Here is a 26,018-nt window from a genome sequence, read left to right on the forward strand (position 1 = left end):
GCTCCTTTTTTGTTTGAATTGATCGAATCATTGACTCGATAAGGAATGAACAATGAACGTAAAACTTCATTATGTGCATGATCCAATGTGCAGCTGGTGTTGGGGTTACAAGCCAACACTTGAGTTATTGAAACAACAATTGCCTGCGAGCATTGAGTTTAACTATGTAGTGGGTGGTTTGGCCCCGGATTCTGATGAGCCAATGTCAGAAGAGATGAAAGGCAAGCTGCAAGCGATTTGGAAGCAGATCGAAGCTAAGTTGGGTACTGAGTTTAACCATGATTTTTGGACAGAGTGCCAACCTGTTCGTAGTACTTACCCTGCGTGCCGCGCTGTGATTGCTGCAGGTTTTCAAGACCACTACGAAGCGATGCTTGAAGCGATTCAACATGCTTACTACCTTCGTGCGATGTTGCCACATAGCCAAGACACACATTTGCAGTTGGCTGAAGAGCTAGGTATGAATGTTCAACAGTTTGAAAATGACCTTTCTAGCAAGTTATTGGAAAGTGAGTTAGATGACCAGCTAGGCTTTAAAGAAGCGATGGGTGTATTTTCTTACCCGACCTTAATGCTTGAAGTGAACGGCATCTTTAGTGAAGTTGAATTGGATTATCATTCAACGGAAGCGACGCTTAAGTCTATTCGCGAAATTTTAGTGAGTAATGCTCCCGCTGCGTAATTCAGCGAGAGTCATCTGTATTCGCAATGATTTCTAAGGCTTACTCATCAGAGTAAGCCTTTTTTGTTTGGTGTCGCTAGTTCAATGAGAGTGAGCGGAAGGAAGAGTAGAATGAATCTCAGAGACAAAAAAGACCGCACGAGGCGGTCTTTATAAAAGTGAGCGTAGGACTGTTTAACTACAGAACCTAATTACAGAACCATGGCTGCAATCCAACCGAATACGATCAGTGGGATGTTGTAGTGCAGGAACGTCGGTACTACGGTTTCCCATACGTGCTCGTGTTGACCATCAGCATTTAGACCAGACGTTGGACCTAATGTTGAGTCAGAAGCCGGAGAGCCCGCATCACCAAGTGCAGCAGCTGTACCTACTAGAGCGATTGTTGCCATTGGCGAGAAGCCAAATGCTGCTGCTAGTGGAACGTAGATAGTTGCAAGGATTGGAATCGTAGAGAACGAAGAACCAATGCCCATAGTAACCAATAGACCAACAATTAGCATAAGTAGTGCTGCTAGAGGCTTGTTGTCGCCGATGCTTGTTGAAAGTGCTTCAACCAAAGATTCAACGCCACCTGTTTGCTTCATAACTGCCGCGAAACCTGCTGCTGCAATCATGATGAAACCGATCATTGCCATCATGTGAACGCCCTTGGTGAAGACATCTTGTGTCTCTTTCCAAGCAATAACGCCACCGAAGGTAAATACCATGAAACCCGCTAGAGCACCGATGATCATAGAGCCAGTCGATAGTTGAACTGTTAGCGCTGCTACGATACCAGCTGCTGCTACTAGGATGTGCTTCTTGTTGATCTCTTTCACTTCTGTTGAAACAACAGTGTGAGAGGTTTCTTTGTATTGGCGAGGCTTACGGTAAGTAAAGAATACTGCAGTAAGAAGACCGAAGATCATGCCCGCAGCGGGTAACAACATCGCCATTGGCACTTGGCTTGCTACTACGTTTTCAAGACCATTGTCGTGAAGGTTTTTAAGCAGAATGTTGTTTAGGAAGATGCCACCAAAACCAATCGGTAGCACCATGTAAGGTGTAATCAGACCAAAAGTAAGTACACACGCAACTAGACGGCGGTCTAGGTTCATTTTTGCGAATACGCCTAGTAGAGGTGGGATTAAGATTGGGATGAAGGCGATATGTACTGGAATCACGTTTTGCGAAGACATGGTCACTAAGATCAACGACGCAAGCATGCCGTATTTAAGACCAGTCGATGCCGCACTGTTCTCTTTGCCGTGAATGCGTTTGATAACACTTTGAGCAAGGAGATCTGTGATACCAGAACGTGAGATAGCAACAGCGAATGTACCAAGCATAGCGTAGCTAAGTGCAATCGTTGCACCGCCGCCTAATCCACTTTCGAAAGCCGCGACTGCGTCGTTCAAGCTCATACCAGAGGCTACGCCACCGATAATTGCACTGAACGTCAGAGCAACGACTACGTTTACGCGCATCAAAGCTAAAACAAGCATGATGCAAACTGAAATTACAACAGGATTCATATTATTCTCGGGATGTTGTGTTTTTTATGAAGGCAATACGAAAAAACGTTTACCGACTCTATTTTTTATTCTTCGTCAACAAGAGGCCAACCACCAAGGGCTTTCCATTTGTTTACAATGCCGCAAAACAACTCTGTGGTTTTTTGCGTATCATACAAAGCAGAGTGTGCTTCTTTGTTGTCAAATTCCATCCCTGCAGTGCGGCAAGCTTTAGCCAAAACGGTTTGGCCGTAGGCAAGACCACTAAGAGCTGCAGTGTCAAAAGTAGCAAATGGATGGAAAGGGACGCGTTTAAGCTTACAGCGCTCACTTGCCGCATTAACGAAGTTCAAATCGAATGTAGCGTTGTGAGCAACCATGATTGCGCGACTGCAATCTGAAGCTTTTTGTTCTTTTCTCACTAGCTTGTAGATTTCTTTAAGGGCTTCTTGTTCCGACACAGCACCACGTAATGGGCTAAATGGGTCTTTAATTCCGTTAAAGTCTAATGCTGCCTGCTCTATATTTGCGCCTTCAAAAGGCTCAATGTGAAAATGAAGCGTTGATGCAGGGTGCAGATCTCCGTTCTCATCCATTTTTAATGTAATGGCACAGATTTCTAATAATGCATCGGTTTCAGCGTTAAACCCTGCGGTTTCCACGTCGATGACCACTGGAAAATAGCCGCGAAAGCGTTTTTTTAGGGTCAGAGCTTCGTTTTCTACAGTCATGTTAGCCCAAATAAGTGTGATTAAGGCTGCATTATTGCAGATAATAGCAGTGATAAAAACTAGGGAAGGGCAATAAATCTTAAATTACCTAACCCATTGCGGCTTGATAATTGCATATTTAAACGTGAGAGAAAAATGCGGCAATTGGCTGCATTGTTAAACGAATTGCTTAAGAGATACTCCACTTTATGAAGAAACAACTCATAACAGGTTCAATGCTATTTTCGCTACTTGTGTCGTCATCGGTCATGGCACAAGAAAAGCGTTACGGAGCATCTCCTCAACAGTCGACATGGGAGATGGTAGCCAACACGCCACTTGAATGTCGCTTGGTCCACCCAATTCCAAACTTTGGTGATGCTGAGTTCTCATCTCGCGCGAGTAAAAAAATCATTTTGGACTTTGAGCTTAAAATGCGCCGTCCAATGGGTGCGACGCGCAATGTAAGCTTGATCTCTATGCCGCCACCTTGGCGTCCGGGTGAAAGTGCTGATCGTATGACAACCATTAAGTTCTTCCAGCAATTTGACGGCTATGTCGGCGGTCAAACAGCTTGGGGCATCTTGAGTGAGTTGGAGAAAGGGCGTTATCCGACATTCAGCTACCAAGAGTGGCAGAGCCGAGATCAACGTATCGAAGTGTCGTTGTCGTCGGTGTTGTTCCAAGAAAAATACAATGTGTTCAGTGACTGTGTTGCTAACCTGCTGCCTTACAGCTTTGAAGATATCTCTTTCACTATTTTGCATTACGACCGCAACAGCGACCAGCTGAACAAGTCGTCGCGCAAAAGGCTGAGCCAGATTGCCGATTACGTTCGCTATAACCAAGACATCGACCTTGTGCTGGTGGCAACGTACACCGACTCTGTCGACAGCAAAGGGATTAGCCAAAACCTTTCAGAGCGCAGAGCAGAATCGTTAAGAGAGTACTTCAAATCTCTAGGCCTGCCAGAAGATCGTATCCAAGTGCAAGGCTATGGCAAGCGTCGTCCGATTGCGGACAATAACTCGCCAATTGGTAAAGATAAGAACCGACGTGTTGTGATCTCTTTAGGTCGCACACAGGTTTAAGCTAAACAACAGCTTGTTTTGAAATGACAAAGCCCGTCTTGATGACGGGCTTTTTTATGTTTTAAATTTGGAGTCGTTGTTTTAACGGAACTTGTTTAATTCAAGCGAAAGCGAGCGATCATTTCACAGTTGGTCGCGGTATCGATCTTTTCCACCATAGAGGCAATTTTAGGGTTTGGGTGGCGTTTCATGAAATCGATCAGCGCTTTCTTACAGCAACCAATAGAATCGATAAAGCTTGAACATTGAGTATTAGGGCACTGAGGGATCAGTGTGAGTACCTTTTCAGAAGCCAGTTGAAGATACTTGAGCTCGTATTCAGTGTCGCCAGCCCAACGCCAGAATTGAGCAAGATTGTGGCAAGAAATCACCGAGATCAGTAAGCGTTCATCGGCTTGAATATCGGTGCGTTCTGTAATTTCTTCACTTAAGTTCAAAGCCTGCTGATAATGAAGAATACTTCGTACAGGATCGTCGAGCTGCAATGCAGTATCGGCAAGTAACGTGTGTTTTTCCCATTCGCTAATCATTGTATTACCTCATTAATCAATAGGCGGTTAATTTAAATGATAATCATTATCATGTAAAGTTTCATCAATGAGATTGTTAAGAATAATTGGTGAAGCATATCGATTATGGGGAGAGTGATAAAAAAGAAGCGAGCATAGTGCTCACTTCTTTTTTCATTTCATCAGGCGTTCAAACTCAACTTCTCAAAGAGGTTAAGGAATTAACCTTCTAGACCAGCGCTTGCTTGTTTGTTCTGAATCAGCTCAATCATGTAGCCATCAGGATCTTTAACGAACGCAATGTGTGTAGAGCCGCCTTTAACCGGACCCGCTTCTCGCGTTACGTTGCCGCCAGCTGCTTTAATCGCATCACACGTTGTGTAGATGTCATCAACACCGATAGCAACGTGACCAAAAGCAGAGCCAAGATCGTATTCCGTGGTGCCCCAGTTGTAAGTCAGCTCAATCACTGCGCCTTGAGATTCGTCGCCAAAGCCAACGAAAGCCAGTGTGTATTCGTACTCTTTGTTTTCGTTCTTACGTAATAGCTGCATGCCCATTACATTGGTGTAGAACTCGATAGACTTGTCTAGATCACCCACGCGTAGCATGGTGTGTAAAATACGACCGTTTGACATGATTTGCTCCTAGCTTGTTATTGGTTGTTTCTTTTATAGCACTATATATGAGCAAGCTCATAAGCAACACCAAAGAGATGATGAGTTTGGTCATATTTTCTTATTCTCATCATCTATCTTACTCTCCCCCTCTACCTTTTTTCTTATTTGTATTACAAGAAATTAAAGAGCGACGGCCTTATTAATTTGTCAGTCACTAGCGCTTAATTCGCAGTTTTGCATAAATAGTAAGTTTGAGTGTTGGTCTTTTTTGTAATGGCCAAGAATGGCCTTGGTTGTTGAATTGTGACTTATATCTCCATCTTGTTGCTGATTTCCTTTCGTTTTTACAATTGGCATCTAACTTTCCATTTTATCAATTTATGATTACGCCAAAATCTCCCTGTTTATAGAAAGGTTATTCCGATGTTTTACTTCGTTATTAAGGAATTTTCGATAAAATACGCCGATAACCAATGGTTTTTACGAAAGTGCAAAGGGTGTCTATTTTTTGTGCTTATCTTTTTTAAACAATAGTTTGGGCTTGTATTGTTTGTTTTATGTTTGATGTTTGATGTGGTTGTGTTTTCAAAGTAGTTGTCAAGTGTGTATCAAGTGTATCTTTTGCGATCTTTGCTAAATAGACAATCCTTACTATATAGTTTTTCAAGCGCACCAAATCGACTAAATATTCACTTTTGATTTGTGCGATTTTTCTATCACATAAGAATAAGTATTATTTTATTACATTAGCCTCGGCGTGAGGCATTGATGTGGAGTACTCAAATGACGAGTAAATGGTTTACACAACAAAGTTCAGATGTTTTAAACGAACTGAACGCAGATCAAACGACAGGTTTATCAACTTCTGAAGCGGATGCACGCTTAGAGAAGCACGGCACTAACGAACTGACTGCACAAGAGTCAGCTTCTGCGTGGGAACTGTATATTCATCAATATAAAAACCCACTGATTTTTATTCTAGCTGTTGGTGCAATCGTTTCTTGGTCTACTGGCCACGCGATTGATGCTATGGCTATTGCAGTGATTATCCTTATCAATACTGGTATCGCGTTCTGGCAAGAATTTAAAGCTCAGAAAGGGATGGAAGCGCTAAAAGAAATGGCAGCTCCAGAAGCCGAAGTGATGCGCGATGGTAAATGGATCAGTGTTCCAGCTAAAACCCTCGTTCCTGGTGACATCATCAAAATTAATACTGGCGATATTCTGCCTGCTGATGTTCGTATTCTTGAGTCAAACCGTCTGACGGTAGATGAGGCTGCACTGACCGGTGAATCTGAGCCAGTGAATAAGCAGTCTGAACGCCTTGAAGATGAGACCCTTGGTCTTGGCGATCAGAAGAACATGGGCTTCATGACAACAATCGTGACTACAGGTACAGGCCTTGCTGTGGTAACAAGCACAGGTATGCAAACTGAAGTTGGTCACATCGCTGATATGATGAACCAAACGGAAGAGACGAAAACACCAATGCAAGAGCGTATGGACACCATCGCACTCGCATTATTGGTTGTTGCTCTTGTGGTTGTTGCTATTGTTTGTGCTATCGGTGTTTACCACGGTATGCCATGGTTAGAAATCCTAACAACAGGTATCTCTTTATCGGTTGCCGCTATTCCTGAAGGTTTACCAACGGTGGTTACTATCGTATTAACGATGGGCTCGACTAAGATGGTTAAGAATAATGCTTTGGCTAAACAGCTAGCAGCAATCGAAACGCTTGGTTCTACAACCGTTATCTGTTCAGATAAAACCGGTACGCTAACACAAAACCAAATGCAGGTGATGAAAGCGTACGATGTGTCTGGTCGTTACTGGGATGTGTCAGGTAAAGGTTTTGATCCTAAGGGTGAATTCATTACCAAAGGTCACAATGTCGAAGCGACAAACAGCCCTGCAATGATGAAAGGTCTTGTTGTTGCAACGCTTTGTAACGATGCTGAATATGTAAATGCTGATGGTAAATGGACGGTTCGTGGCAACCCGACAGAAGGTGCACTAATTGTTGCAGCTGCAAAAGCAGGTCTTAAACAAGATGAAATGCTATCAACGGGTGGCTACTCAATCGTTAAGAAGTTCCCGTTCGATTCTGGTCGTAAGATGGCTTCTGTTATCGTTCGTGACCCACAAGGTAAGCACTTCCTAGCATTGAAAGGTGCGCCAGATGTTGTTCTTGGTAAATCAACCAGCTTCATGGTTGACGGTGGTTTCGTACCAACGGTTGGCTGTGAAGTTTCAGGCAACTTGGCTCTCGATACCGCACCGTCTCAAGAGCTTCATTTAAACTTTGAAGCGGCAATCCAAACCTTTGGTGGTGATGCTCTGCGTACACTTGCCGTTGGTTTCCGTGAATTAAAAGAAGAAGAGCTTGAGTTAGATTTCCCTGAGCTTGAAAAAGACGTCAGCATCTTGGGTATCTATGGCATCATGGATCCACCACGCCCAGAAGTACGCGATGCAGTAAATAGCTGTTATAGCGCTGGTGTTCGTACGGTAATGATTACCGGTGACCACGCAGTCACGGCAGCAGCGATTGCTCGTGAAATCGGAATCATCCGTAGCGAAGACGATCTAGTGGTAACGGGTGCTGAGCTTGACCAAATGGATGACGAGAAGCTTTTGTCTATCTGTTCTCAGGTTGCAGTATTTGCACGTGTTACTCCAGAGCACAAGCTGCGTATCGTAAAAGCGCAGCAAGAGAACAACGAAGTTGCCTCTATGACCGGTGACGGCGTGAACGATGCGCCAGCACTGCGTCGTGCAGACATTGGTGTTGCGATGGGTATTACAGGTACGTCTGTTGCGAAAGACTCAGGTGACCTTATCCTGTTGGATGACAACTTTAGTACTATCGTGAAGGCGGTACGTCAGGGTCGTCAAATTTTCGATAACCTACGTAAGTTTATCCGCCAAGCACTTACAGCGAACGTGGGTGAGGTTTCGGTAATCCTATTTGCATTCCTACTCATGGGACCAGATGTAGTACTTCCGCTAACTCCACTAATGATTTTATGGGTTAACCTCGTTTCTGATGGTCTACCAGCACTCGCACTTGGTGTTGAACCAGAAGAGAAAGATCTCATGGAGCGTAAGCCAGGCAAACGTGACCAAGGCTTCTTCTCTAATGGTCTAGGCGCTCGTATCCTAACTCGTGGTCTCGCATTAGGTGGTCTAAGCTTTGTGACATTCTCTTACGCACTCGACGGTGGTTACAGTGCTCAATACGCACAAACCGTTGCGTTTTTAACACTGATCTTTGCTCAACTTTGGAGCTTGTTCGATGCACGTACGTTTACAACGATTTATCGTAAGAATCCGTTCACTAACCACTACCTACTTGGTGCGGTGGCAGTATCGGCTATCTTGTCTTTAAGCGTTGTGTACACAAGCTTCGGTCAGCTGGTATTCAGCACAGAAGCACTAGAGTTTAATCACTTAATATCGTTAATCTTCATTGCAGCAGTACCAACATTTGTTCTATCTGCTATCAAAGAAGTGACTAAAGTGAAGTTTATCTAAGACAGACTTCTTAGCTAAATAATTGAATCCCGCCATAAAAGGCGGGATTTTTTATGCCTGTTATCTTTGGGAACGCAGAATTAGAAGTGAAAACTGATGTAGAGGCGGCTTCTAGAGAGTGGCAATAAAAAAGCAGCGCTTTAAGCGCTGCCGTATTGATTAATCGTTGTGAACGGAAAGACTAATCTTCGCTCTTTTCTTTGTATTACCATTATATCCTCTATAGGATTGATGCGTACTCAAGAAGCTTAATCATAAAGTGAAGATAAATGATGGGTTCAAGCCCCATCATTTATTGATGAAAGAAATACACTTGTATTCGTTGGTTGGGCAAATTGTTAATCAATAATTACTAATATTCTATACTTCCGATAAAATTATAATAAGCATCTGTGATATCTACAGGCACTCCGTAAGGCAGCCAATACAGCGCATCGATGTAAGGCAAGAAGTTGTATCCCAATAAAAAATCTACAATAAGCATCTTGCCAAAGAAAACTCCGAATGGATACATGATAAAGTCCAAAAAATACAGATCAAAATGTTCTTGAGTGTAGTATGGAGAATTCTTTTTACAGAGTTTAAATATTGGAGCAAATAGATAAAGAAACCCAATGAACGATGCACCTGCTATTCCAATCGTAGAATGATAATCCATGCCTACGTTAGCATAGAGGTACACACCAAGTAGGTAAGCGCTGATAAAACTAGGGCAAACTAGCATGTGACACGGCACATTAGCCCATTTTGCAGGCCATGCAGCCAAGATGTTAACAGGGTTCGAGCGCTTTAACGTATCAAAATACCAAGTGGCAAGAAGGACACAGATCAGAAACATGCTGTAATACGGCGTATTATTCGAGCCAACAATCATCTGCATAAAGCCCTCTGCCAAGAACCATGACAGAAACATCACTGTTGTGTTCCACCTAGTCATGACTTTAAAGTTTCTACTAACACGTTTATATTCCAATCTGCCCTCTTCAACTACTTTCTTCCCGTTTTCTTTCTTGGGCTTGATCACCTCTTCAACTCGTTTGTAGAGTTCTTTATTTATTCCTTTGCTATCTCTTTCAATTTCGTTATTCATAATACCCTAGCCTAATTTAATCTAAAGATCGCTGTTCACTACCTAACAAAGCTTATTAATATCCAATAAAAAACCTGCTTAACTTTGTATAACAGCTACTTAACTCAGCTCCCCAGTCGCGCTGCATACTCACAGAGGTCTTCAATGATACAGCTGCCACAGCGTGGTTTACGTGCGACACAGGTGTAACGTCCATGAAGAATGAGCCAATGGTGGACATCCAGTTTGAATTCTTTTGGGATAACTTTAAGTAGTTTTGCTTCGACATCGTCGACGGTTTTACCCATCGCTAGCTTAGTGCGGTTTGATACACGATAGATGTGAGTATCAACGGCAATGGTTGGCCAACCGAATGCGGTATTTAACACTACGTTTGCTGTTTTACGACCGACACCTGGAAGGGCTTCTAATGCAGCGCGATCTTCCGGTACTTCACCATTATGTAGGTCAAGCAGCATACGACACGTTTTGATGGTGTTTTCTGCTTTTGAGTTAAATAGGCCGATGGTCTTGATATACTCTTTTAAGCCATCAACACCTAGGTCGAAAATTGCTTGCGGAGTGTTGGCTAAAGGGTACAGCTTATCCGTCGCCTTGTTCACGCTGACATCGGTTGCTTGTGCAGACAATAGAACGGCAATCAGCAGCTCGAATGGGCTGTTCCAGTTAAGCTCAGTCTCTGGCTTTGGATTGTTTTCTCTTAAACGCTCAAGTATTTCTACTCGTTTTACATTGTTCATAGCGACATTACTTTCAAATAGTTAGGGCATGAAGCTTGGATTGCTTCTGCTTTATCATCGGTTACGCGCTCTTATGAGCGTCATTATTATATGTACTGTTTAGATCTGATTTCCCCCGCTGAGTGGTTGAGCTAACTCAGCGAGGTTTAAGCTAATTTAACTTATTAGGCATTGGTAACGCGAGCGCGTTCAATGACTGGTTTTTCTTGTTTTGGTTGTCTAGATTTTGCTTGGTTATCGATGATATTTTTCAAAGCAATTAAGAAACCAACACCAATGAAGGCACCCGGTGGAAGCAGGGCTAACAAGAAGCTGTTATCAAATTGGAATATCTGGATTCGTAACACCGAAGCCCAGTCACCAAGCAGCAGGTCTGCGCCATCAAATAGGGTCCCGTTACCAATAATTTCACGCATCGCACCTAACACGACCAATACTGATGTCATGCCTAGACCCATCCAGAAACCATCTTGAGCCGCTGGTAGCACTTCATTTTTTGAAGCGAAGGCTTCCGCACGACCAATGATGATGCAGTTGGTTACGATCAGCGGGATGAAGATACCCAAAGAGAGGTAAAGCCCATAGGCGTAAGCGTTCATCAGCAATTGAACACAGGTTACTAGCGAGGCAATGATCATTACGAATACTGGGATACGTACTTCTTTTGGCACATGATTACGAACCAAAGAAACAGAAACGTTTGAGCCGACCAGTACAAGCAAGGTAGCAATGCCTAGCCCAAGTGCGTTAGTGACTGTTGACGATACAGCCAGCAGCGGACATAACCCAAGAAGTTGCACTAGGGCAGGGTTATTGGCCCACATGCCATTTTTGATCAATGTTTTATGGTCACTCATTATTCACCACCACAATTTAGAGGTTGAGCAAGCAATGCTTGGTTGTTTTGGTTAACGTACTGGACCGCTTGTTTGACTGACTTCACGACTGCTCTTGGCGTGATAGTAGCGCCAGTAAACTGGTCAAAATCACCACCGTCTTTACGAACCTTCCAACGGTCTAGATTAGAATCCGTCACTTGCTTACCTGCAAACGAAAGAATCCAATCACTCACACGCAGATCAATCTTATCACCCAAGCCCGGAGTCTCTTGGTGAGAAAGCACGCGAGTACCTAAAATAGTACCGTCAGTTTTCATTCCAACAATGACTTTAATCGCGCCATTGTAGCCGTCTGGTGCAATCGCTTCGATCGCAATCGCGCTTGGCTCACCATTAAGCTTAGCAATGTAAGCCGGCATCGCTTGCTCAGTACCAAGCTCTTCTGCTTGAACCAAAGTACAAGACGAAAACAGCTCGTTGTCGTGCTGATCGTGTGGGATCACTTGGTTAAGAACAGACAGTAACTGAGCCTGTTCTTGTTGTTTGATCTGATCTTTGGTCAGGTAGTGAGTTACCGCGACCAAACCCGTCGAAGCACACGCAAAAATCGCGAGTACAAGGCCGTTTTTCTTAATTGCATTTAGCATGGTATCCGCTCCCTTAGTGACCGTATGTGCGAGGTTTGGTGTAGTAGTCAATCAGTGGAACACACATGTTGGCTAACAATACAGCAAACGCCACGCCATCAGGGAAACCACCCCAACTGCGGATGATAAAGACTAAACCGCCGATCAGAGCGCCAAACACTAAGCGACCTTTGACTGTCGTGGATGCTGAAACTGGGTCGGTTGCAATAAAGAATGCACCAAGCATAGTCGCGCCAGACAGAAGGTGAATGGTTGGAGAAGCGGTTTCACCAGGAGTGAGCACTAAGAACACTAAGCTAAACAGAGTAAGACTGCCGATGAAAGCCACAGGGATATACCATTGAATAACACGTTGCTTAATCAGCACTAAACCGCCGATTAGGTAAGCAAGGTTTACCCACTCCCAGCCTACGCCAGCTAACCAACTAAATTGAGGTTGAGATAGTGCTTCTGAGGCAGTATTGCCTGCCGTTAATGCCGTTTTGAATGCATCAAGCGGCGTCGCCATTGTGGTGCCATCAATGCCAAGGCGTGCTTGTTGCAGAGACAAACCTTCGTTATTGAAGCCAGTAAAGATCATCAAGAATGAGTCAATAAAGCTTGTTGCTTCTGCTGTCAGGCTCGCGGGAGCATTCCAACTGGTCATTTGAACTGGGAATGAAATCAGCAAAACAACGTAAGCGACCATCGCAGGGTTAAATGGGTTCTGCCCTAGGCCGCCGTATAAGTGTTTCGCGATAATAATAGCGAAGAACATACCAATGACGAGGATCCACCACGGAGAGTGTGGGGGAATCGCGACACTCAGTAGCCAAGCGGTTACAACAGCACTGTAATCACGCAGTGCCATTACTGGCGGGCGTTTTCTCAATAGCATGACGGCTGCTTCAAAGGTAACAGCAAGTGCAATAGCAAATACTAACTGGATGAGGGTACCCCATCCAAAGAAGTAGGTTTGAGCTAGTAGACCTGGCAATGCACAAATAGCCACCCATTTCATTAGATCTGGGGTGCTTCTACGGCTATGCGCGTGCGGTGAGCTGGCGATAAAGAAGGCCACTACTCTTTCTCCTCATTGTTCTTTTTATCTAGCTCTTGCTGGGCTTTTTTCGCTTTAGCACGAGCGATAGCTGCAGCAACAGCAGCTTTCTTCGGATCGACCTGTTCAGATTGAGTATCAGTTTCTACTTCAACTACTGGTTCAGATGTTTCTGCTTGCTTAGCTTGTTGTGCTTTTTTTGCTTTAGCACGGGCTATAGCGGCAGCAACGGCGTCTTTCTTAGCATCGCCAGAACTTCCAGCTTCAGTTTCAACTGCAGGTTCAGGAGCTTCGGTTGTTTCTTGTGTCGCTTGCTGTGCTTTCTTAGCCTTAGCGCGAGCGATGGCCGCAGCAACAGCAGCTTTCTTAGGGTCGACTTGCTCCGATTGAGTCTCGGTTTCAACTTCAACCACTGGTTCAGATGTTTCTGCTTGCTTCGCTTGCTGGGCTTTTTTGGCTTTAGCACGAGCGATAGCGGCAGTAACAGCATCTTTCTTGGCATCGCCGGATTTTTCAGCAGGAGCTTCAGCAGCAGATTCAGCTTGTTGAGCTTTCTTGGCTTTAGCACGAGCAATGGCCGCAGCGACAGCATCTTTCTTAGCATCGCCAGAGCTTTCAACAGGAGCATCCGAAGCAGATTCCGCTTGCTGTGCTTTCTTCGCTTTAGCGCGAGCAATCGCAGCAGCAACGGCGTCTTTCTTCGTATCGCCTGAGCTTTCTGCAGGAGTATCGGCTGCTGCTTGTTGTGCCTTGCGCTCTCTCGCTTGACGCTTGCGCTCTTCACGCAGTTTAGACATTTCAGAGTTGTCTGGTTCAGCGCCTTCCGCTTTTTGAGCTGCAGCTTGTTTCGCTTTTGCCTTCGCAATAGCGGCAGCAACCGCAGGTTTCACTGCTGGTTCTTCATTCGGAGCCTGATCCGCAGCGGCTTTTTGTGCTTTAACACGAGCAATCGCAGCAGCAATAGCATCATCACCGCCGGATGTTTTCATATCTTTACGGCGGTTATCTGCGGCTTTTTTAAAGCGGTTTTCACGTTCGGCTTTATCACGCTCCATACGAGCGTTCTTCTCTTCAAAACGAATCTTGGCGCGTTCTGCAGCAGCGGCTTCATCTTTTCGAGTTTTGATTTCAGCTTTTGCTTGGCGATAGTACTGAACAAGAGGGATTTCGCTTGGGCAGACAAATGCACATGCACCACATTCAATACAGTCTTTAATATTCAGCTCTTCACACTTATCCAACTCGTTGGCTTTGGCGTGCCATTGCAGTTGTTGAGGAAGTAGAGACGCAGGGCAAGCTTCAGCACATGCGCTGCAACGGATACATTCCATCTCGTAAGTGCTTGGTGAGATCTCACGACGCGTTGGCGCCAAAATACAGTTCGACGTTTTGGTGATTGGCACATTGGCATGCGGCAAGGTAAAGCCCATCATCGGGCCGCCCAAAATTAAACGCGGCAGTTTTTTATCTGCTTTGTAGCCAAACTCTTCAAGTAACTCATGTACTGGTGTGCCTAATAGCGCCCAAACGTTACGAGGTTGCTTAAAGGTTTTACCGGTTAATGTCACAACGCGGTTAACCACAGGTTCGCCGTCAATTACCGCTCGCTTAATCGAGTAAAGAGAGCCGACGTTCTGAACCAAAACACCAATGTCTGCAGGAATGCCGCCAGCTGGAACCTCTTTGTTGGTGAGGATCTTGATAAGTTGCTTCTCACCACCAGAAGGGTATTTGGTTGGGATAACGCGAATGACGATATCTTTGTCTTTCGCTGCAATCTCAAGTGCTTTTATCGCATCTGGTTTGTTGTCTTCAATGCCGATAACCGTCAGCTTTGGTTGAAGAATGTGTTCAACCACTTCGATGCCGTTTAATACTTCGTCGGCATGTTCTTGAAGCAACTTGTCATCAGAGGTGATGTAAGGTTCACATTCCGCAGCGTTGACGATCAAAATGTCGGTACGACCTAAGCCTGATTGAAGCTTCTTAGCCGTAGGGAAACCTGCGCCGCCCATGCCTGAAATACCAGCTTGGCGAATCACATCAAGCAGTTCGTCAGAAGTCTTTGTCGAAAAATCTTCAACTGGATTTTTTTCAATCCAAGTGTCTAGGCCATCAGGTTTAATAACCACGCATATTTCGCTCAAGCCTGAAGGGTGAGCGGTAGTTCGCGGTTCGATAGCGGTAATCACACCCGATGTTGGTGCGTGTACTGGCAAAGTAAAACCTGTGTCTAAGGCCGTAAGTTGCTGACCTTTTAACACAGTGTCGCCAGCAGCAACCAATAGGTTCCCCGGCTTACCGATGTGCTGTTTCACAGGAAGAACGATTTCTTCTGGAAGCCTTGCATGGACGATATCAGTAGTATTCGACTGTTTCTTGTTTTCAGCAGGGTGCACGCCACCAGGGAAGTTCCAAATAGAGCCCGTGCGAATTTGTTCAATTAAAGAGATCATACTAACCCTATGCTTTAGGCTCTGACGCAGTCGCATCAGTCGCTTGGTTAGTGATATCAGTAACAGGGATGATGTTCATCTGCCATTTCCAATTTTCAGTCGTTGTTGCCACTGGAATCATTTCAATACAGTCAGTAGGGCACGGTGCGACACATAGATCACAACCTGTACATTCATCTTTAATTACTGTGTGCAGTGCCTTGGTGCCACCAACAATGGCGTCAACAGGGCAGGCTTGAATACACTTGGTACAGCCGATACACATATCTTCGTGAATGAAGGCAACGGTTTTTACTTTGTTATCTAAGTCATGAGCGGAGTCTTCAACTTCTACGCCCATTAAATCTGCTAGCTTCTCAATGGTTGCTTGGCCGCCCGGAGGACATTTGTTGATCTTGTCTCCGTTAGCGATCGCCTCTGCGTATGGGCGACAGCCAGGGTAGCCACACTGGCCACATTGAGTTTGCGGTAAAATGGTGTCGATTTGATCGACGATAGGATCAGCTTCAACTTTAAAACGGATAGAAGCAAAGCCCAAAATAGCGCCAAAAACAGCGGCTAAAACGGCTAGCGCAATGATCGCAATTAAAATGGTACTCATGTTTATTTCACCAACCCAGTAAAGCCCATGAATGCCAGAGACATTAGGCCTGCTGTGATCATCGCAATCGATGCGCCTTTGAATGGCATTGGAACATCAGCAACCGCAATACGTTCACGCATTGCAGCAAATAAGATCAATACAAGAGAGAAACCCACCGCTGCGCCGAAACCATAGATGATCGACTGAATGAAGTTGTGGTTTTCATTGATGTTCAGAAGTGCCACACCTAATACCGCACAGTTGGTGGTGATAAGAGGCAGAAAGATACCCAGCAGGCGATAAAGAGTCGGGCTGGTTTTGTGAACGACCATTTCCGTAAATTGAACAACCACCGCGATAACCAAGATGAAGCTCATGGTACGCAGGTATTCAATACCCAGAGGGGTAAGGATGTAGGTTTCTACTAGGTATGCAGAGACCGACGCTAACGTTAGAACGAAAGTCGTCGCGAGGCCCATGCCAATCGCAGTCTCCAGTTTCTTGGAGACTCCCATAAATGGACATAGTCCTAAAAACTTCACTAGCACAAAGTTATTGACCAGCACTGTGCCAACCAACAACAAAAGGTATTCGGTCATAATGGATTAATTCTTGAGATTCCGATCCCGATATTATCCTGCTTTGCTCACCTAATAACAACCAAGGATCACTAGGGATTTAGACACTTGGTGAAAAAAACATCAGGTAATCGATTGATTATTAAAGTTACCGTAAGTATAGACGGCCAATTTTTACTTCGTGAGACAAGTTTGTAGGAGTAGTTGAATTGGATCTTTCATAAGATCATTCTTGAATTGAACTCGATTTGCTTCCTACGAATAGGGTCATATTTGTGGCTTTTTGTGCTCAGAACTATCAAAAAGAGGAGTGAAAGAGGCGAGTAAAATACGAGCCCAAAGCACTAAAACGCAAAAAGCCGCATCGAGTGATGCGGCTTCTTTAAATTTGGCCCCCTTGTCGAGACTTGAACGCGGGCGGCTAGGTTTGTGACATTAACTTGGAACAAGTTAGTCGCAGTTATATTATATACGAAAAAAGCCCAATCTTTCGATTGAGCTTTTTTCTGAATTTGGCTCCCCTTGCAAGACTTGAACTTGCGACATACGGATTAACAGTCCGCCGTTCTACCAACTGAACTAAAGGGGAATTGCTTGTTAGCGACGCGAATTCTAATAATTGTCCGGATTTCTGTCAATAAAAAATATCAGAAAAAAGTAAGATAAAAAACTTTACTTTCTTGAACGCCTTATAGGATTTAGCTTTGCTTTAGTTATCCACCAAAATTGTGGATAAGTGTGTGTGTGAAACTTTAACAACAATAATCGGGATAAATCGAAAAATGTAAAAACCTTATCTAACGTAATGTATTTAAAAGATTTATAGCAAAATGTCGCAATTGTATAACTTTTGTAGATTATAAAACGAACAGTAAAACAAGCGGTATTTTTAGGTTTTTTGGGGAAAAGTAGTGGATTAAAATTCGAGTAATTTAGCTGGGGAAACTTTGCAGGGCACGGATAATACCAAGTTCTAAAAATAAAAGCTATAACTGATCTCTGATCTTAAGATGTATTTCTCTAGATAATAGTTGCAACTACACTCCTCCTAGAGTGACAATGACCTGATTAAAAAAACAGTATGGAAATGGCGACCTATGAGTAAACTCTTTGACTTGGTATCGGACTACAGCCCGTCCGGTGATCAGCCGACAGCGATAACCAAATTACTAGACGGATTAGATTCTGGTTTGGCACATCAAACTCTACTAGGGGTAACGGGCTCAGGTAAAACCTTTACCCTTGCCAACGTCATTTCCCAATCTCAAAGACCTGCGATTCTGTTAGCGCCTAACAAGACATTGGCGGCTCAACTTTACGGTGAGATGAAATCTTTCTTTCCAAACAATGCCGTTGAGTATTTCGTTTCTTACTACGATTACTACCAACCTGAAGCCTACGTTCCAACCACGGACACGTTCATCGAGAAAGATGCGTCTGTGAACGCTCATATCGAACAAATGAGGCTTTCGGCAACCAAAGCCTTATTAGAACGAAAAGACGCCATCATTGTGGCTTCTGTGTCGGCTATCTACGGTCTGGGTGATCCTAAGTCTTATTTGAAGATGATGCTTCATTTGAGTCGTGGCGAGGTGATGGATCAGCGAGACATCCTGCGTCGATTGGCTGAGCTGCAATATTCAAGAAACGATGTCGCCTTTGAACGTGGTCAGTTCCGTGTTCGTGGTGAGGTGATTGATATCTTTCCGGCTGAATCTGACCAAGATGCGGTTCGAATTGAGATGTTCGATGACGAAGTGGACTGCATTAGTATTTTTGATCCTCTGACTGGTGCGGTGAAACAAAGAGACTTACCGCGTTTTACAGTTTATCCAAAAACTCACTATGTAACCCCAAGAGAGAAGATCCTTGAGGCGATTGAGAAGATTAAGGATGAGTTGCGCGATAGGGCTCAATATTTAAAAGACAACAACAAGCTTCTCGAAGAACAGCGTATTTCTCAAAGAACTCAGTTTGATATCGAGATGATGACGGAGTTGGGTTTCTGTTCCGGTATCGAAAACTATTCACGATACTTGAGCGGCCGTGCGGAAGGGGAAGCGCCGCCAACGTTATTTGACTACCTGCCTGATGATGGTTTGCTGATCATCGATGAGTCACACGTGACTGTGCCGCAAATTGGTGCGATGTATAAAGGTGACCGTTCTCGTAAAGAAACCTTGGTCGAGTTTGGTTTTAGACTGCCTTCTGCATTGGATAACCGTCCAATGAAGTTTGAAGAATTTGAGTCTATAGCCCCACAAACGATTTTTGTGTCGGCAACACCAGGTAATTACGAGATTGAAAAATCAGATGGCGAGATTGCTGATCAAGTGGTACGTCCTACTGGTCTGTTAGACCCAATCATCGAAGTAAGACCTGTCGCGACGCAGGTGGATGACTTGCTGTCTGAAATCAGAATCCGTTCAGTGAAAGAAGAGCGTGTTTTGGTTACCACGTTGACCAAAAGAATGGCAGAAGACTTAACCGAATACCTAAGTGAGCACGGCGTTAAAGTGCGTTACTTGCACTCGGATATCGATACCGTTGAGCGTGTAGAGATCATCCGAGACCTACGTTTGGGCAAGTTCGATGTGTTAGTGGGCATTAACTTACTTCGTGAAGGTTTGGATATGCCTGAAGTGTCGCTGGTGGCGATTCTTGATGCAGATAAAGAGGGCTTCTTGCGTTCTGAGCGTTCTCTGATTCAAACCATTGGTCGTGCTGCTCGTAACTTGGAAGGTCGAGCAATCCTTTATGGTGATTCGATTACTAAGTCGATGAGAAAAGCGATTGATGAAACCGATCGTCGTCGCGAGAAACAGCAAGCCTACAACGAAGAGCAAGGCATCACTCCGCAAGCGTTGAAACGCAATATCAAAGACATTATGGAACTGGGTGATCTAACCAAGTCGAAGCAGCAGCGCCAATCGAAACAAGTTCCACTATCTAAGGTGGCAGAGCCTTCTGAAAGTTATGCAGTACTTACGCCGCAACAGCTTGATAAAGAGATCAGCAAGCTAGAATCTGCGATGTATCAGCATGCTCAGAATCTGGAATTTGAATTGGCCGCACAGAAGCGTGATGAAATTGAGCAGTTAAGAAAGCAGTTTATTACCAACAGCTAATCTCACTTTTCGCTCGAGAATTGATCCCCCTCAACACAAGAATTGAGAGTGTTTCAGACAAAAAAACAGCCAGTAGTAAATGTTCTACTGGCTTACGTTTGTGAACAATCGGTCCACTAACAACGTCAGTTGGCTAGGTGACCCGAAGGTCATTTATACCGTTGCATCGTTCGTGCCAGATAGATAAAACATTGATTGTTTGAAGCAAGTAAAAAAACACACTACAAATACTGTGGCTAATTTGCATAATGCAAAGCGGAATGCGACTATAATAAGAAATGCAAATTATAAATGGCTAGGATATGCAATCAAAAACGCTAGATAACAAATCGAAGTATTTGTTGATGGTAGAGGATACCGCTTCGGTAGCAGCTTTATATCGCTCGTATCTTACACCGCTCGAAATTGATATCAACATTGTCGGCACTGGCCGCGATGCAATCGAGAGTTTGAATCATCGAATCCCAGACCTTATTTTATTAGATCTACGTCTGCCTGATATGACGGGTATGGACGTACTATTTGCTGTAAAACAAAAATACCCTGAAGTTCCAGTTATCTTCATGACGGCTCACGGCTCTATCGATACCGCTGTAGAAGCGATGCGTCATGGCTCTCAAGATTTCCTTATCAAACCGTGTGAAGCCGACCGACTCCGTATTACGGTGAATAATGCGATCCGCAAAGCCACCAAACTTAAAAATAGCTCGGAACACCCGGGAAACCAGAACTACCAAGGTTTTATCGGCAGCAGCCAAACCATGCAGCAGGTTTACCGAACTATCGATTCTGCTGCATCGAGTAAGGCGAGCATTTTCATTACTGGTGAAAGTGGTACCGGTAAAGAGGTATGTGCAGAAGCCATTCATGCGGCGAGTAAGCGTGGCGATAAGCCGTTCATCGCGATTAACTGTGCCGCTATCCCTAAAGACCTGATTGAAAGTGAGCTGTTTGGCCACGTTAAAGGTGCCTTTACCGGTGCGGCGACCGATCGCCAAGGTGCTGCTGAGCTTGCTGATGGTGGAACACTGTTCCTTGATGAACTGTGCGAAATGGACTTAGAGCTGCAAACCAAGCTGCTGCGCTTTATCCAAACCGGTACTTTCCAAAAAGTCGGCTCTTCGAAGATGAAGAGTGTCGACGTTCGTTTTGTGTGTGCGACCAACCGTGACCCTTGGAAAGAAGTACAAGAAGGTCGCTTTAGAGAAGATTTATACTATCGTTTATACGTGATTCCATTGCACTTGCCGCCATTGCGTGAGCGTGGTGAAGATGTCATCGAGATCGCGTATTCTCTGCTAGGCTATATGTCGGTCGAGGAGGGGAAGGCGTTTGTACGTTTTGCTCAGGAAGTACTTGATCGCTTTAATCAATATGAGTGGCCGGGTAACGTTCGTCAGCTACAAAACGTGTTGCGGAACGTAGTGGTTTTGAATAACGGCAAAGAGATTACTCTCAACATGCTTCCACCACCGTTGAACCAACCGATTGAAAACAGTCTGCGATTGAAAGAGAAGCAGAATGAAGACATCACGGTAAAAGATATTTTCCCATTGTGGATCACTGAGAAAACGGCTATCGAGCAGGCCATTAAAGCGTGTGATGGCAACATCCCTCGTGCGGCAGGTTTCTTAGATGTCAGTCCATCGACGATATACCGTAAGTTGCAAACGTGGAATGCGAAGCAGTAATCAACAAACAATAAGAAAATAATAATGACGAAAGTATTAAATCAGCAAAAAGTTGATGAGCTTGCCGGCGAAATAGGCCAAGAGAATGTCCCGGTTTTACTGGAAATCTTTTTAGGTGAGTTGAAAGGCTACTACGAACACCTAGAGATAAATAAAGAGTCGGATACCTCTAAGTACTTGGCTGATATCAGTCATGCGCTTAAGAGCAGCGCAGCAAGCTTTGGTGCGGATTCTTTGTGTAGTTTTGCGATTAGCTTAGACGCAAAAGTGAAGCAAGCGTTGCCTGTAACCGAGATTGATTTTCAAGATATGCAAGACCTCCTGTTATCGACGTACACTGAATATCAGCAGTTGATGACGGACCTTTAAAACAGCGAGTTATTACTGAGATTAAAAAAGGAGCAGCATGCTCCTTTTTTGTTGTTTGTCGCTTGAACCTATGGCTACGCCAACTGGGCTTCAATGGCTTGTTGAAGCTTCACACGGTCGTGTCGCCAATCTCGGTTTGCCGATGCAAGATCTGTGGTCACACAATTCCATTGCACTTCTAGTTCCGGGTGAGGTTCATTGCCTAACACGATGTCTATTTTCCTTGCCTTACAGGTACGTTCACACCACTCCAATTGCTCTTGAAGCGTCATTTTCCCTGCGGGACCGTGCTCTGGTGAAAGGTTTTCAACGAAGATAACTTTTGCCTTGGTGTTCTCAGAGATTGCTTTGCCAATCTCTGGAAGGAGAAGAGGGGGCATCACACTGGTTAAAAAGCTTCCAGGGCCAAGGACAATGCAGTCTGCTTGCTCAACGGCAGCAACGGCTTCTTTGGTTGCTGGCACTTCTGGAGACAAGTCCATCATGCGCAGCTTTTCCGTCATGTCATCAACGTTGGTTTCGCCGGTAACCCAGCGGCCGTCTATTGATAGAGCCGTGAGGTCTGAAGGATGCTCAGTCATCGGCACGATATTGACATCGACCTTGAGCATATTTCGAATCAGGTTAATTGCTTCCAATGGGCGAACGGAAAGGTTGTCTAACGCCGTCAGCATTAGGTTACCCAAGTTATGACCGTCTAGCTCACCTTGACCACGAAAGCGGTATTCGAACATCATCGAACTGATTGAAGGCTCTGTGATTAATTGGTTGATACAGTTGCGTGTATCTCCCCATGCGATGCCACCTTGGCAATCTCTAATACGTCCGGTGGAACCGCCGTTATCTGTCGTTGCAACAATGCCAGTTGCGTTGTTACCAAAGTCTTTTAATGCAGCTAACATGCGACCTAAGCCATGGCCACCGCCGATTGCTACGACTTTCTTTGAAGAGTAAATATTCATTTATTGTTCTTGTTAGGTTATTACCAACTATAATTTAGGTTAAATGCTTCTCGCTATATACTCAACAAGAGTTATTTTGAGCGTTTGATACGTTTTTTTTGCCGATGTGACCCGTTTTTTACCATCAGAGCTAGATTCACGTACAAATATTAAGTATTTTATTACTCAGCTACTGCGCGTGTGAATATAACGCTCAGTTGCCATAACTCCGAGCTCTCGCATGCTAAGTCGCACAGTGGTATTTGCTGTACCGATACGCATCAAGAGCCAGTGACATGTTGTCACAAGGGCTTAATTGGAAATGATTATGCCTCCCGTGTTTGGAAAGGTGTTCCGTGGCGCAACAATTCGAAGATAGATTCCATCGCAAGTTTTATTACTTGCGCTTGTCGGTTACAGACGTCTGTAACTTTAAATGTACTTACTGCTTACCAGATGGTTACAAACCGTCAGGGCAAAAAAACTCGTCTTTTTTAAGTGTTCCCGAGATCAAACGCGTTGTTAAAGCGTTTGCAGATTGTGGTACCTCAAAGATCCGCATTACAGGCGGAGAGCCGAGTCTGCGTAAAGACTTTCCTGAAATCATACATACCGTTGCTTCTACTCCAGGCATCGAAAAAGTAGCCACCACAACGAATGGCTACCGCATGGAGAAACAAGTAGGGCAATGGCGTGATGCTGGTTTAACCCATATAAACGTGAGCGTGGATAGTTTAGATTCGCGCATGTTCCATCAGATCACTGGTGAGAATAAGTTTACTGAGGTTATGCGAGGCATTGATAAAGCGTTTGAGGTTGGCTTTGAACAAGTCAAAGTCAACGTCGTATTAATGAAAGACCTCAATAGTCAGGAATTACCAGCCTTCCTTAATTGGATCAAAGACAAACCTATTCAATTACGTTTTATCGAGCTGATGAAAACCGGCGAGATGGACGAGTTGTTCGATAAACATCATGTGTCTGGCGTTGCGATTCGCAACCAGCTTATTGCTAATGGTTGGCTGTTAAAAGTCAAAGCCGTTAACGATGGCCCGGCGCAAGTGTTTGTCCACCCAGACTACAAGGGTGAAATCGGTTTGATCATGCCTTACGAGAAAGACTTTTGTGAGAGTTGTAACCGACTGCGCGTTTCTGCGACCGGTAAACTTCACTTATGTCTGTTTGGCGACCATGGTGTTGAACTGAGAGATCTGATTCAAGAAGATCAACAAGAGCAAGAACTCATTGATCGAATTCAGGCTCAGCTTCAAACCAAGTCCGTTAGCCACTTCTTACACGATGGCAACAGCGGCATGACTCCAAACTTGGCGTCAATCGGCGGTTAACCCGCTACACACACTAAAGCATTTTATCGCTCAGCTTCTTCAGGCTGGGCGAATCAGTCTAATGAAAAATTTATATAGGTGAACAAATGGGTCACGCAGAAAGCAAATTCCAAGCAGCAAACATCGCAGTACTAACGGTTTCAGATACTCGTACAGAAGAAAACGACACTTCAGGCGGTTACCTAGCAGAGCATGCTAAAGAAGCGGGTCACAACGTGGTTGATAAGCAAATCGTTATTGATGACATGTACAAGATCCGTGCGATCGTATCTAAATGGATCGCTGATGAAAGCGTACAAGCTATCATGATCACGGGTGGTACTGGTTTCACTTCTCGTGACAGCACGCCTGAAGCGCTTAAGCCACTGTTCGACAAAGAAGTAGAAGGCTTTGGTGAGCTATTCCGTCAAGTATCTTACGAAGAGATCGGTACTTCGACAATTCAATCTCGTGCGATTGCGGGTTTTGCTAACCACACGGTTATCTTTGCGATGCCAGGTTCTACAGGCGCTTGCCGCACCGGTTGGACTAAGATCATCAAGCAACAGATGGATGCTAGCCACCGTCCTTGTAACTTCATGCCACACCTTTCTGTATAAGGCGGTTTGAGTATGAGCCAATTTACACACATTAACGCGTCTGGCGAAGCAAACATGGTCGATGTATCGGCTAAAGCGGAAACAGTACGTGAAGCGAGAGCGGAAGCCTTCGTTCAAATGTCGGCAGAAACGCTAGAGCTGATTGTCTCTGGTAGCCACCATAAAGGTGATGTTTTCGCAACGGCACGTATTGCGGGTATTCAAGCGGCGAAGAAGACGTGGGATCTGATTCCCCTGTGTCACCCTCTGCTATTAACTAAAGTAGAAGTGCAGCTTGAAGCTATTGAGTCTGAAAACAAGGTTCGCATCGAATCTGTTTGTAAGCTTGCGGGTAAGACGGGCGTAGAGATGGAAGCGCTAACGGCTGCTTCTGTGGCTGCGTTAACGATTTACGATATGTGTAAAGCTGTTCAGAAAGACATTGTTATCGAAAACGTGCGCCTGCTAGAGAAGACAGGTGGTAAATCTGGTCACTTTAAGGTGGAGTCATGATTACAGTACTTTTCTTTGCTCAAACTCGTGAACTTGTTGGTGTGGACAGCGTTGAAGTTGATGCACAATTTAAGACGATTGAAGCGATTCGTAGTCATCTTGTGACACAAGAAGGCAAATGGGATATCGCATTGGAAGAGGGGAAGCTTCTGGCTGCACTTAACCAATCAATCGTACCTCTGACAGCTGAAGTGAAAGACGGCGACGAAGTGGCTTTCTTCCCACCAGTGACTGGAGGCTAAGCATGGATCCAAGAGTATTAGTGACAGCTGAGGACTTCTCGGTAGGCGACGAATACGACTACTTGGCTCAAGGTACAGCTGCCGGAGCGATTGTGACGTTCGTTGGTAAAGTTCGCGACATGAACCTTGGCGACAATGTGATTGGTTTGTCTCTGGAGCACTATCCGGGTATGACAGAAAAATCACTGAGCGAGATCTGTGATCAAGCTGAGGCACGCTGGCCAATCCAAAAGATGCGAGTTATCCATCGTGTTGGTGACCTAGATATCGGTGACCAGATTGTTTACGTTGGTGTATCCAGTGCACACCGCGGTGCGGCCTTTGAAGCCTGTGAGTTTGTGATGGATTTCCTAAAAACCAAAGCGCCGTTTTGGAAGAAGGAACGCACCACTGAAGCAACTCGTTGGGTTGACTCTCGAGACTCAGACGCGAAAGCTGCAGAGCGTTGGGAAAAATAATCACCCAAGGTTACTCACCTTCAGAACGAATATTAAAAGCCGACTATTAAAGTCGGTTTTTTTGTACGTGCTACAAAGCTATTTATAAATAAGTGGTGTATTAATAAATGGTTAATCATTCAAGTTGCATATAAA

General features: G+C 44.6%; 24 protein-coding genes, 1 tRNA gene and 1 riboswitch. Of the genes, 11 read left to right on the forward strand and 14 right to left on the reverse strand.

Features of this window, described 5'->3' with window-relative positions; translation table 11 throughout:
• Window positions 1-52: 52 nt before the first annotated feature.
• Window positions 53-682 (forward strand): DsbA family protein, encoded by a 630-nt coding sequence (locus AB4323_RS17155; RefSeq protein WP_017061180.1) that lies wholly within the window; start codon window positions 53-55, stop codon window positions 680-682.
• 191 nt (window positions 683-873) lie between these two features.
• Here the strand turns inward: AB4323_RS17155 and AB4323_RS17160 are convergent, their stop codons facing one another.
• Together AB4323_RS17160 and rnt are read right to left on the reverse strand one after the other, a co-directional pair.
• Window positions 874-2,199, reverse strand: coding sequence for a Na+/H+ antiporter family protein (locus AB4323_RS17160; protein ID WP_029235135.1), 1,326 nt, complete (start codon window positions 2,197-2,199; stop codon window positions 874-876).
• Between the two features lie 65 nt (window positions 2,200-2,264).
• Entirely contained in the window at window positions 2,265-2,909 is a 645-nt protein-coding gene (gene rnt / locus AB4323_RS17165) for a ribonuclease T (protein ID WP_017061178.1), read from the reverse strand.
• Window positions 2,910-3,097: 188 nt separating this feature from the next.
• Here rnt and motY point away from each other — a divergent pair, with 188 nt between their 5' ends.
• On the forward strand, window positions 3,098-3,979 hold the full coding sequence (gene motY / locus AB4323_RS17170) for a flagellar protein MotY (RefSeq protein WP_017063457.1): 882 nt from the start codon (window positions 3,098-3,100) through the stop codon (window positions 3,977-3,979).
• 95 nt (window positions 3,980-4,074) lie between these two features.
• Here motY and AB4323_RS17175 read toward each other — a convergent pair whose 3' ends face one another.
• Both AB4323_RS17175 and gloA read right to left on the reverse strand, forming a co-directional pair.
• The gene (locus AB4323_RS17175; protein ID WP_004734047.1) at window positions 4,075-4,509 is read right to left on the reverse strand and encodes a DUF2753 domain-containing protein; all 435 of its coding nucleotides are present in this window, start codon (window positions 4,507-4,509) and stop codon (window positions 4,075-4,077) included.
• Window positions 4,510-4,709: 200 nt separating this feature from the next.
• Entirely contained in the window at window positions 4,710-5,126 is a 417-nt protein-coding gene (gloA, locus tag AB4323_RS17180; RefSeq protein ID WP_004734046.1) for a lactoylglutathione lyase, read from the reverse strand.
• 765 nt (window positions 5,127-5,891) lie between these two features.
• Between gloA and AB4323_RS17185 the strand changes: the two genes are divergently transcribed.
• The gene (locus AB4323_RS17185) at window positions 5,892-8,645 is read left to right on the forward strand and encodes a cation-translocating P-type ATPase (RefSeq protein ID WP_372152970.1); all 2,754 of its coding nucleotides are present in this window, start codon (window positions 5,892-5,894) and stop codon (window positions 8,643-8,645) included.
• A 352-nt stretch (window positions 8,646-8,997) separates the two neighbouring features.
• Here the strand turns inward: AB4323_RS17185 and AB4323_RS17190 are convergent, their stop codons facing one another.
• The 9 genes from AB4323_RS17190 to AB4323_RS17230 all read right to left on the reverse strand — a co-directional run bounded on the left by AB4323_RS17190 (window position 8,998) and on the right by AB4323_RS17230 (window position 17,206).
• The gene (locus tag AB4323_RS17190) at window positions 8,998-9,735 is read right to left on the reverse strand and encodes a hypothetical protein (protein ID WP_372152972.1); all 738 of its coding nucleotides are present in this window, start codon (window positions 9,733-9,735) and stop codon (window positions 8,998-9,000) included.
• A 104-nt stretch (window positions 9,736-9,839) separates the two neighbouring features.
• Window positions 9,840-10,475 (reverse strand): endonuclease III, encoded by a 636-nt coding sequence (gene nth, locus AB4323_RS17195; RefSeq protein ID WP_372152974.1) that lies wholly within the window; start codon window positions 10,473-10,475, stop codon window positions 9,840-9,842.
• Between the two features lie 164 nt (window positions 10,476-10,639).
• A complete protein-coding gene (locus tag AB4323_RS17200) occupies window positions 10,640-11,332 on the reverse strand; it encodes an electron transport complex subunit E (protein ID WP_012603531.1) in 693 nt (230 codons plus the stop codon).
• The gene (gene rsxG, locus AB4323_RS17205; protein ID WP_017061171.1) at window positions 11,332-11,961 is read right to left on the reverse strand and encodes an electron transport complex subunit RsxG; all 630 of its coding nucleotides are present in this window, start codon (window positions 11,959-11,961) and stop codon (window positions 11,332-11,334) included. The genes AB4323_RS17200 and rsxG overlap by 1 nt, the downstream gene beginning before the upstream one ends.
• 13 nt (window positions 11,962-11,974) lie before the next feature.
• Window positions 11,975-13,021, reverse strand: a complete 1,047-nt coding sequence (gene rsxD / locus AB4323_RS17210; protein WP_017063459.1) for an electron transport complex subunit RsxD — start codon at window positions 13,019-13,021, stop codon at window positions 11,975-11,977.
• The gene (gene rsxC / locus AB4323_RS17215) at window positions 13,021-15,456 is read right to left on the reverse strand and encodes an electron transport complex subunit RsxC (RefSeq protein WP_102398538.1); all 2,436 of its coding nucleotides are present in this window, start codon (window positions 15,454-15,456) and stop codon (window positions 13,021-13,023) included. Before rsxC ends, rsxD begins: the two co-directional genes overlap by 1 nt.
• 7 nt (window positions 15,457-15,463) lie before the next feature.
• Window positions 15,464-16,057 (reverse strand): electron transport complex subunit RsxB, encoded by a 594-nt coding sequence (rsxB, locus tag AB4323_RS17220; RefSeq protein WP_004734040.1) that lies wholly within the window; start codon window positions 16,055-16,057, stop codon window positions 15,464-15,466.
• Between the two features lie 2 nt (window positions 16,058-16,059).
• Window positions 16,060-16,638: an electron transport complex subunit RsxA gene (rsxA, locus tag AB4323_RS17225; protein ID WP_004734039.1), complete on the reverse strand. Its 579-nt coding sequence runs from the start codon at window positions 16,636-16,638 to the stop codon at window positions 16,060-16,062.
• A 492-nt stretch (window positions 16,639-17,130) separates the two neighbouring features.
• Window positions 17,131-17,206: transfer RNA gene (locus tag AB4323_RS17230), tRNA-Asn, on the reverse strand.
• A 508-nt stretch (window positions 17,207-17,714) separates the two neighbouring features.
• On the opposite strand from AB4323_RS17230, the gene uvrB reads away from it, so the two are divergent.
• From uvrB to luxU, 3 genes are all read left to right on the forward strand, one after another.
• The gene (gene uvrB, locus AB4323_RS17235; protein ID WP_372152976.1) at window positions 17,715-19,745 is read left to right on the forward strand and encodes an excinuclease ABC subunit UvrB; all 2,031 of its coding nucleotides are present in this window, start codon (window positions 17,715-17,717) and stop codon (window positions 19,743-19,745) included.
• 302 nt (window positions 19,746-20,047) lie between these two features.
• The gene (gene luxO, locus AB4323_RS17240; RefSeq protein ID WP_004734031.1) at window positions 20,048-21,436 is read left to right on the forward strand and encodes a quorum-sensing sigma-54 dependent transcriptional regulator LuxO; all 1,389 of its coding nucleotides are present in this window, start codon (window positions 20,048-20,050) and stop codon (window positions 21,434-21,436) included.
• A gap of 24 nt (window positions 21,437-21,460) precedes the next feature.
• On the forward strand, window positions 21,461-21,805 hold the full coding sequence (gene luxU / locus AB4323_RS17245; protein WP_017062179.1) for a quorum-sensing phosphorelay protein LuxU: 345 nt from the start codon (window positions 21,461-21,463) through the stop codon (window positions 21,803-21,805).
• Between the two features lie 74 nt (window positions 21,806-21,879).
• Here luxU and AB4323_RS17250 read toward each other — a convergent pair whose 3' ends face one another.
• Complete coding sequence (locus AB4323_RS17250; protein WP_372152977.1) at window positions 21,880-22,767, reverse strand: YvcK family protein; 888 nt, start codon at window positions 22,765-22,767, stop codon at window positions 21,880-21,882.
• 194 nt (window positions 22,768-22,961) lie between these two features.
• A riboswitch (molybdenum cofactor riboswitch) is annotated at window positions 22,962-23,114 on the forward strand.
• Between AB4323_RS17250 and moaA the strand changes: the two genes are divergently transcribed.
• The 5 genes from moaA to moaE all read left to right on the forward strand — a co-directional run bounded on the left by moaA (window position 23,103) and on the right by moaE (window position 25,883).
• Window positions 23,103-24,092: a GTP 3',8-cyclase MoaA gene (gene moaA / locus AB4323_RS17255; RefSeq protein WP_009848642.1), complete on the forward strand. Its 990-nt coding sequence runs from the start codon at window positions 23,103-23,105 to the stop codon at window positions 24,090-24,092. (Overlaps the previous riboswitch by 12 nt.)
• An 86-nt stretch (window positions 24,093-24,178) precedes the next feature.
• On the forward strand, window positions 24,179-24,691 hold the full coding sequence (moaB, locus tag AB4323_RS17260) for a molybdenum cofactor biosynthesis protein B (RefSeq protein ID WP_004734027.1): 513 nt from the start codon (window positions 24,179-24,181) through the stop codon (window positions 24,689-24,691).
• A 12-nt stretch (window positions 24,692-24,703) separates the two neighbouring features.
• The gene (gene moaC / locus AB4323_RS17265) at window positions 24,704-25,183 is read left to right on the forward strand and encodes a cyclic pyranopterin monophosphate synthase MoaC (RefSeq protein WP_004734026.1); all 480 of its coding nucleotides are present in this window, start codon (window positions 24,704-24,706) and stop codon (window positions 25,181-25,183) included.
• Window positions 25,180-25,425 (forward strand): molybdopterin synthase sulfur carrier subunit, encoded by a 246-nt coding sequence (gene moaD, locus AB4323_RS17270; protein ID WP_017063465.1) that lies wholly within the window; start codon window positions 25,180-25,182, stop codon window positions 25,423-25,425. Before moaC ends, moaD begins: the two co-directional genes overlap by 4 nt.
• A 2-nt stretch (window positions 25,426-25,427) precedes the next feature.
• Window positions 25,428-25,883, forward strand: coding sequence for a molybdopterin synthase catalytic subunit MoaE (gene moaE, locus AB4323_RS17275; protein WP_102332513.1), 456 nt, complete (start codon window positions 25,428-25,430; stop codon window positions 25,881-25,883).
• Window positions 25,884-26,018: the final 135 nt, after the last annotated feature.

The organism is Vibrio sp. 10N.261.52.C11 (assembly GCF_041471405.1).
Lineage (GTDB): Bacteria > Pseudomonadota > Gammaproteobacteria > Enterobacterales > Vibrionaceae > Vibrio > Vibrio crassostreae_C.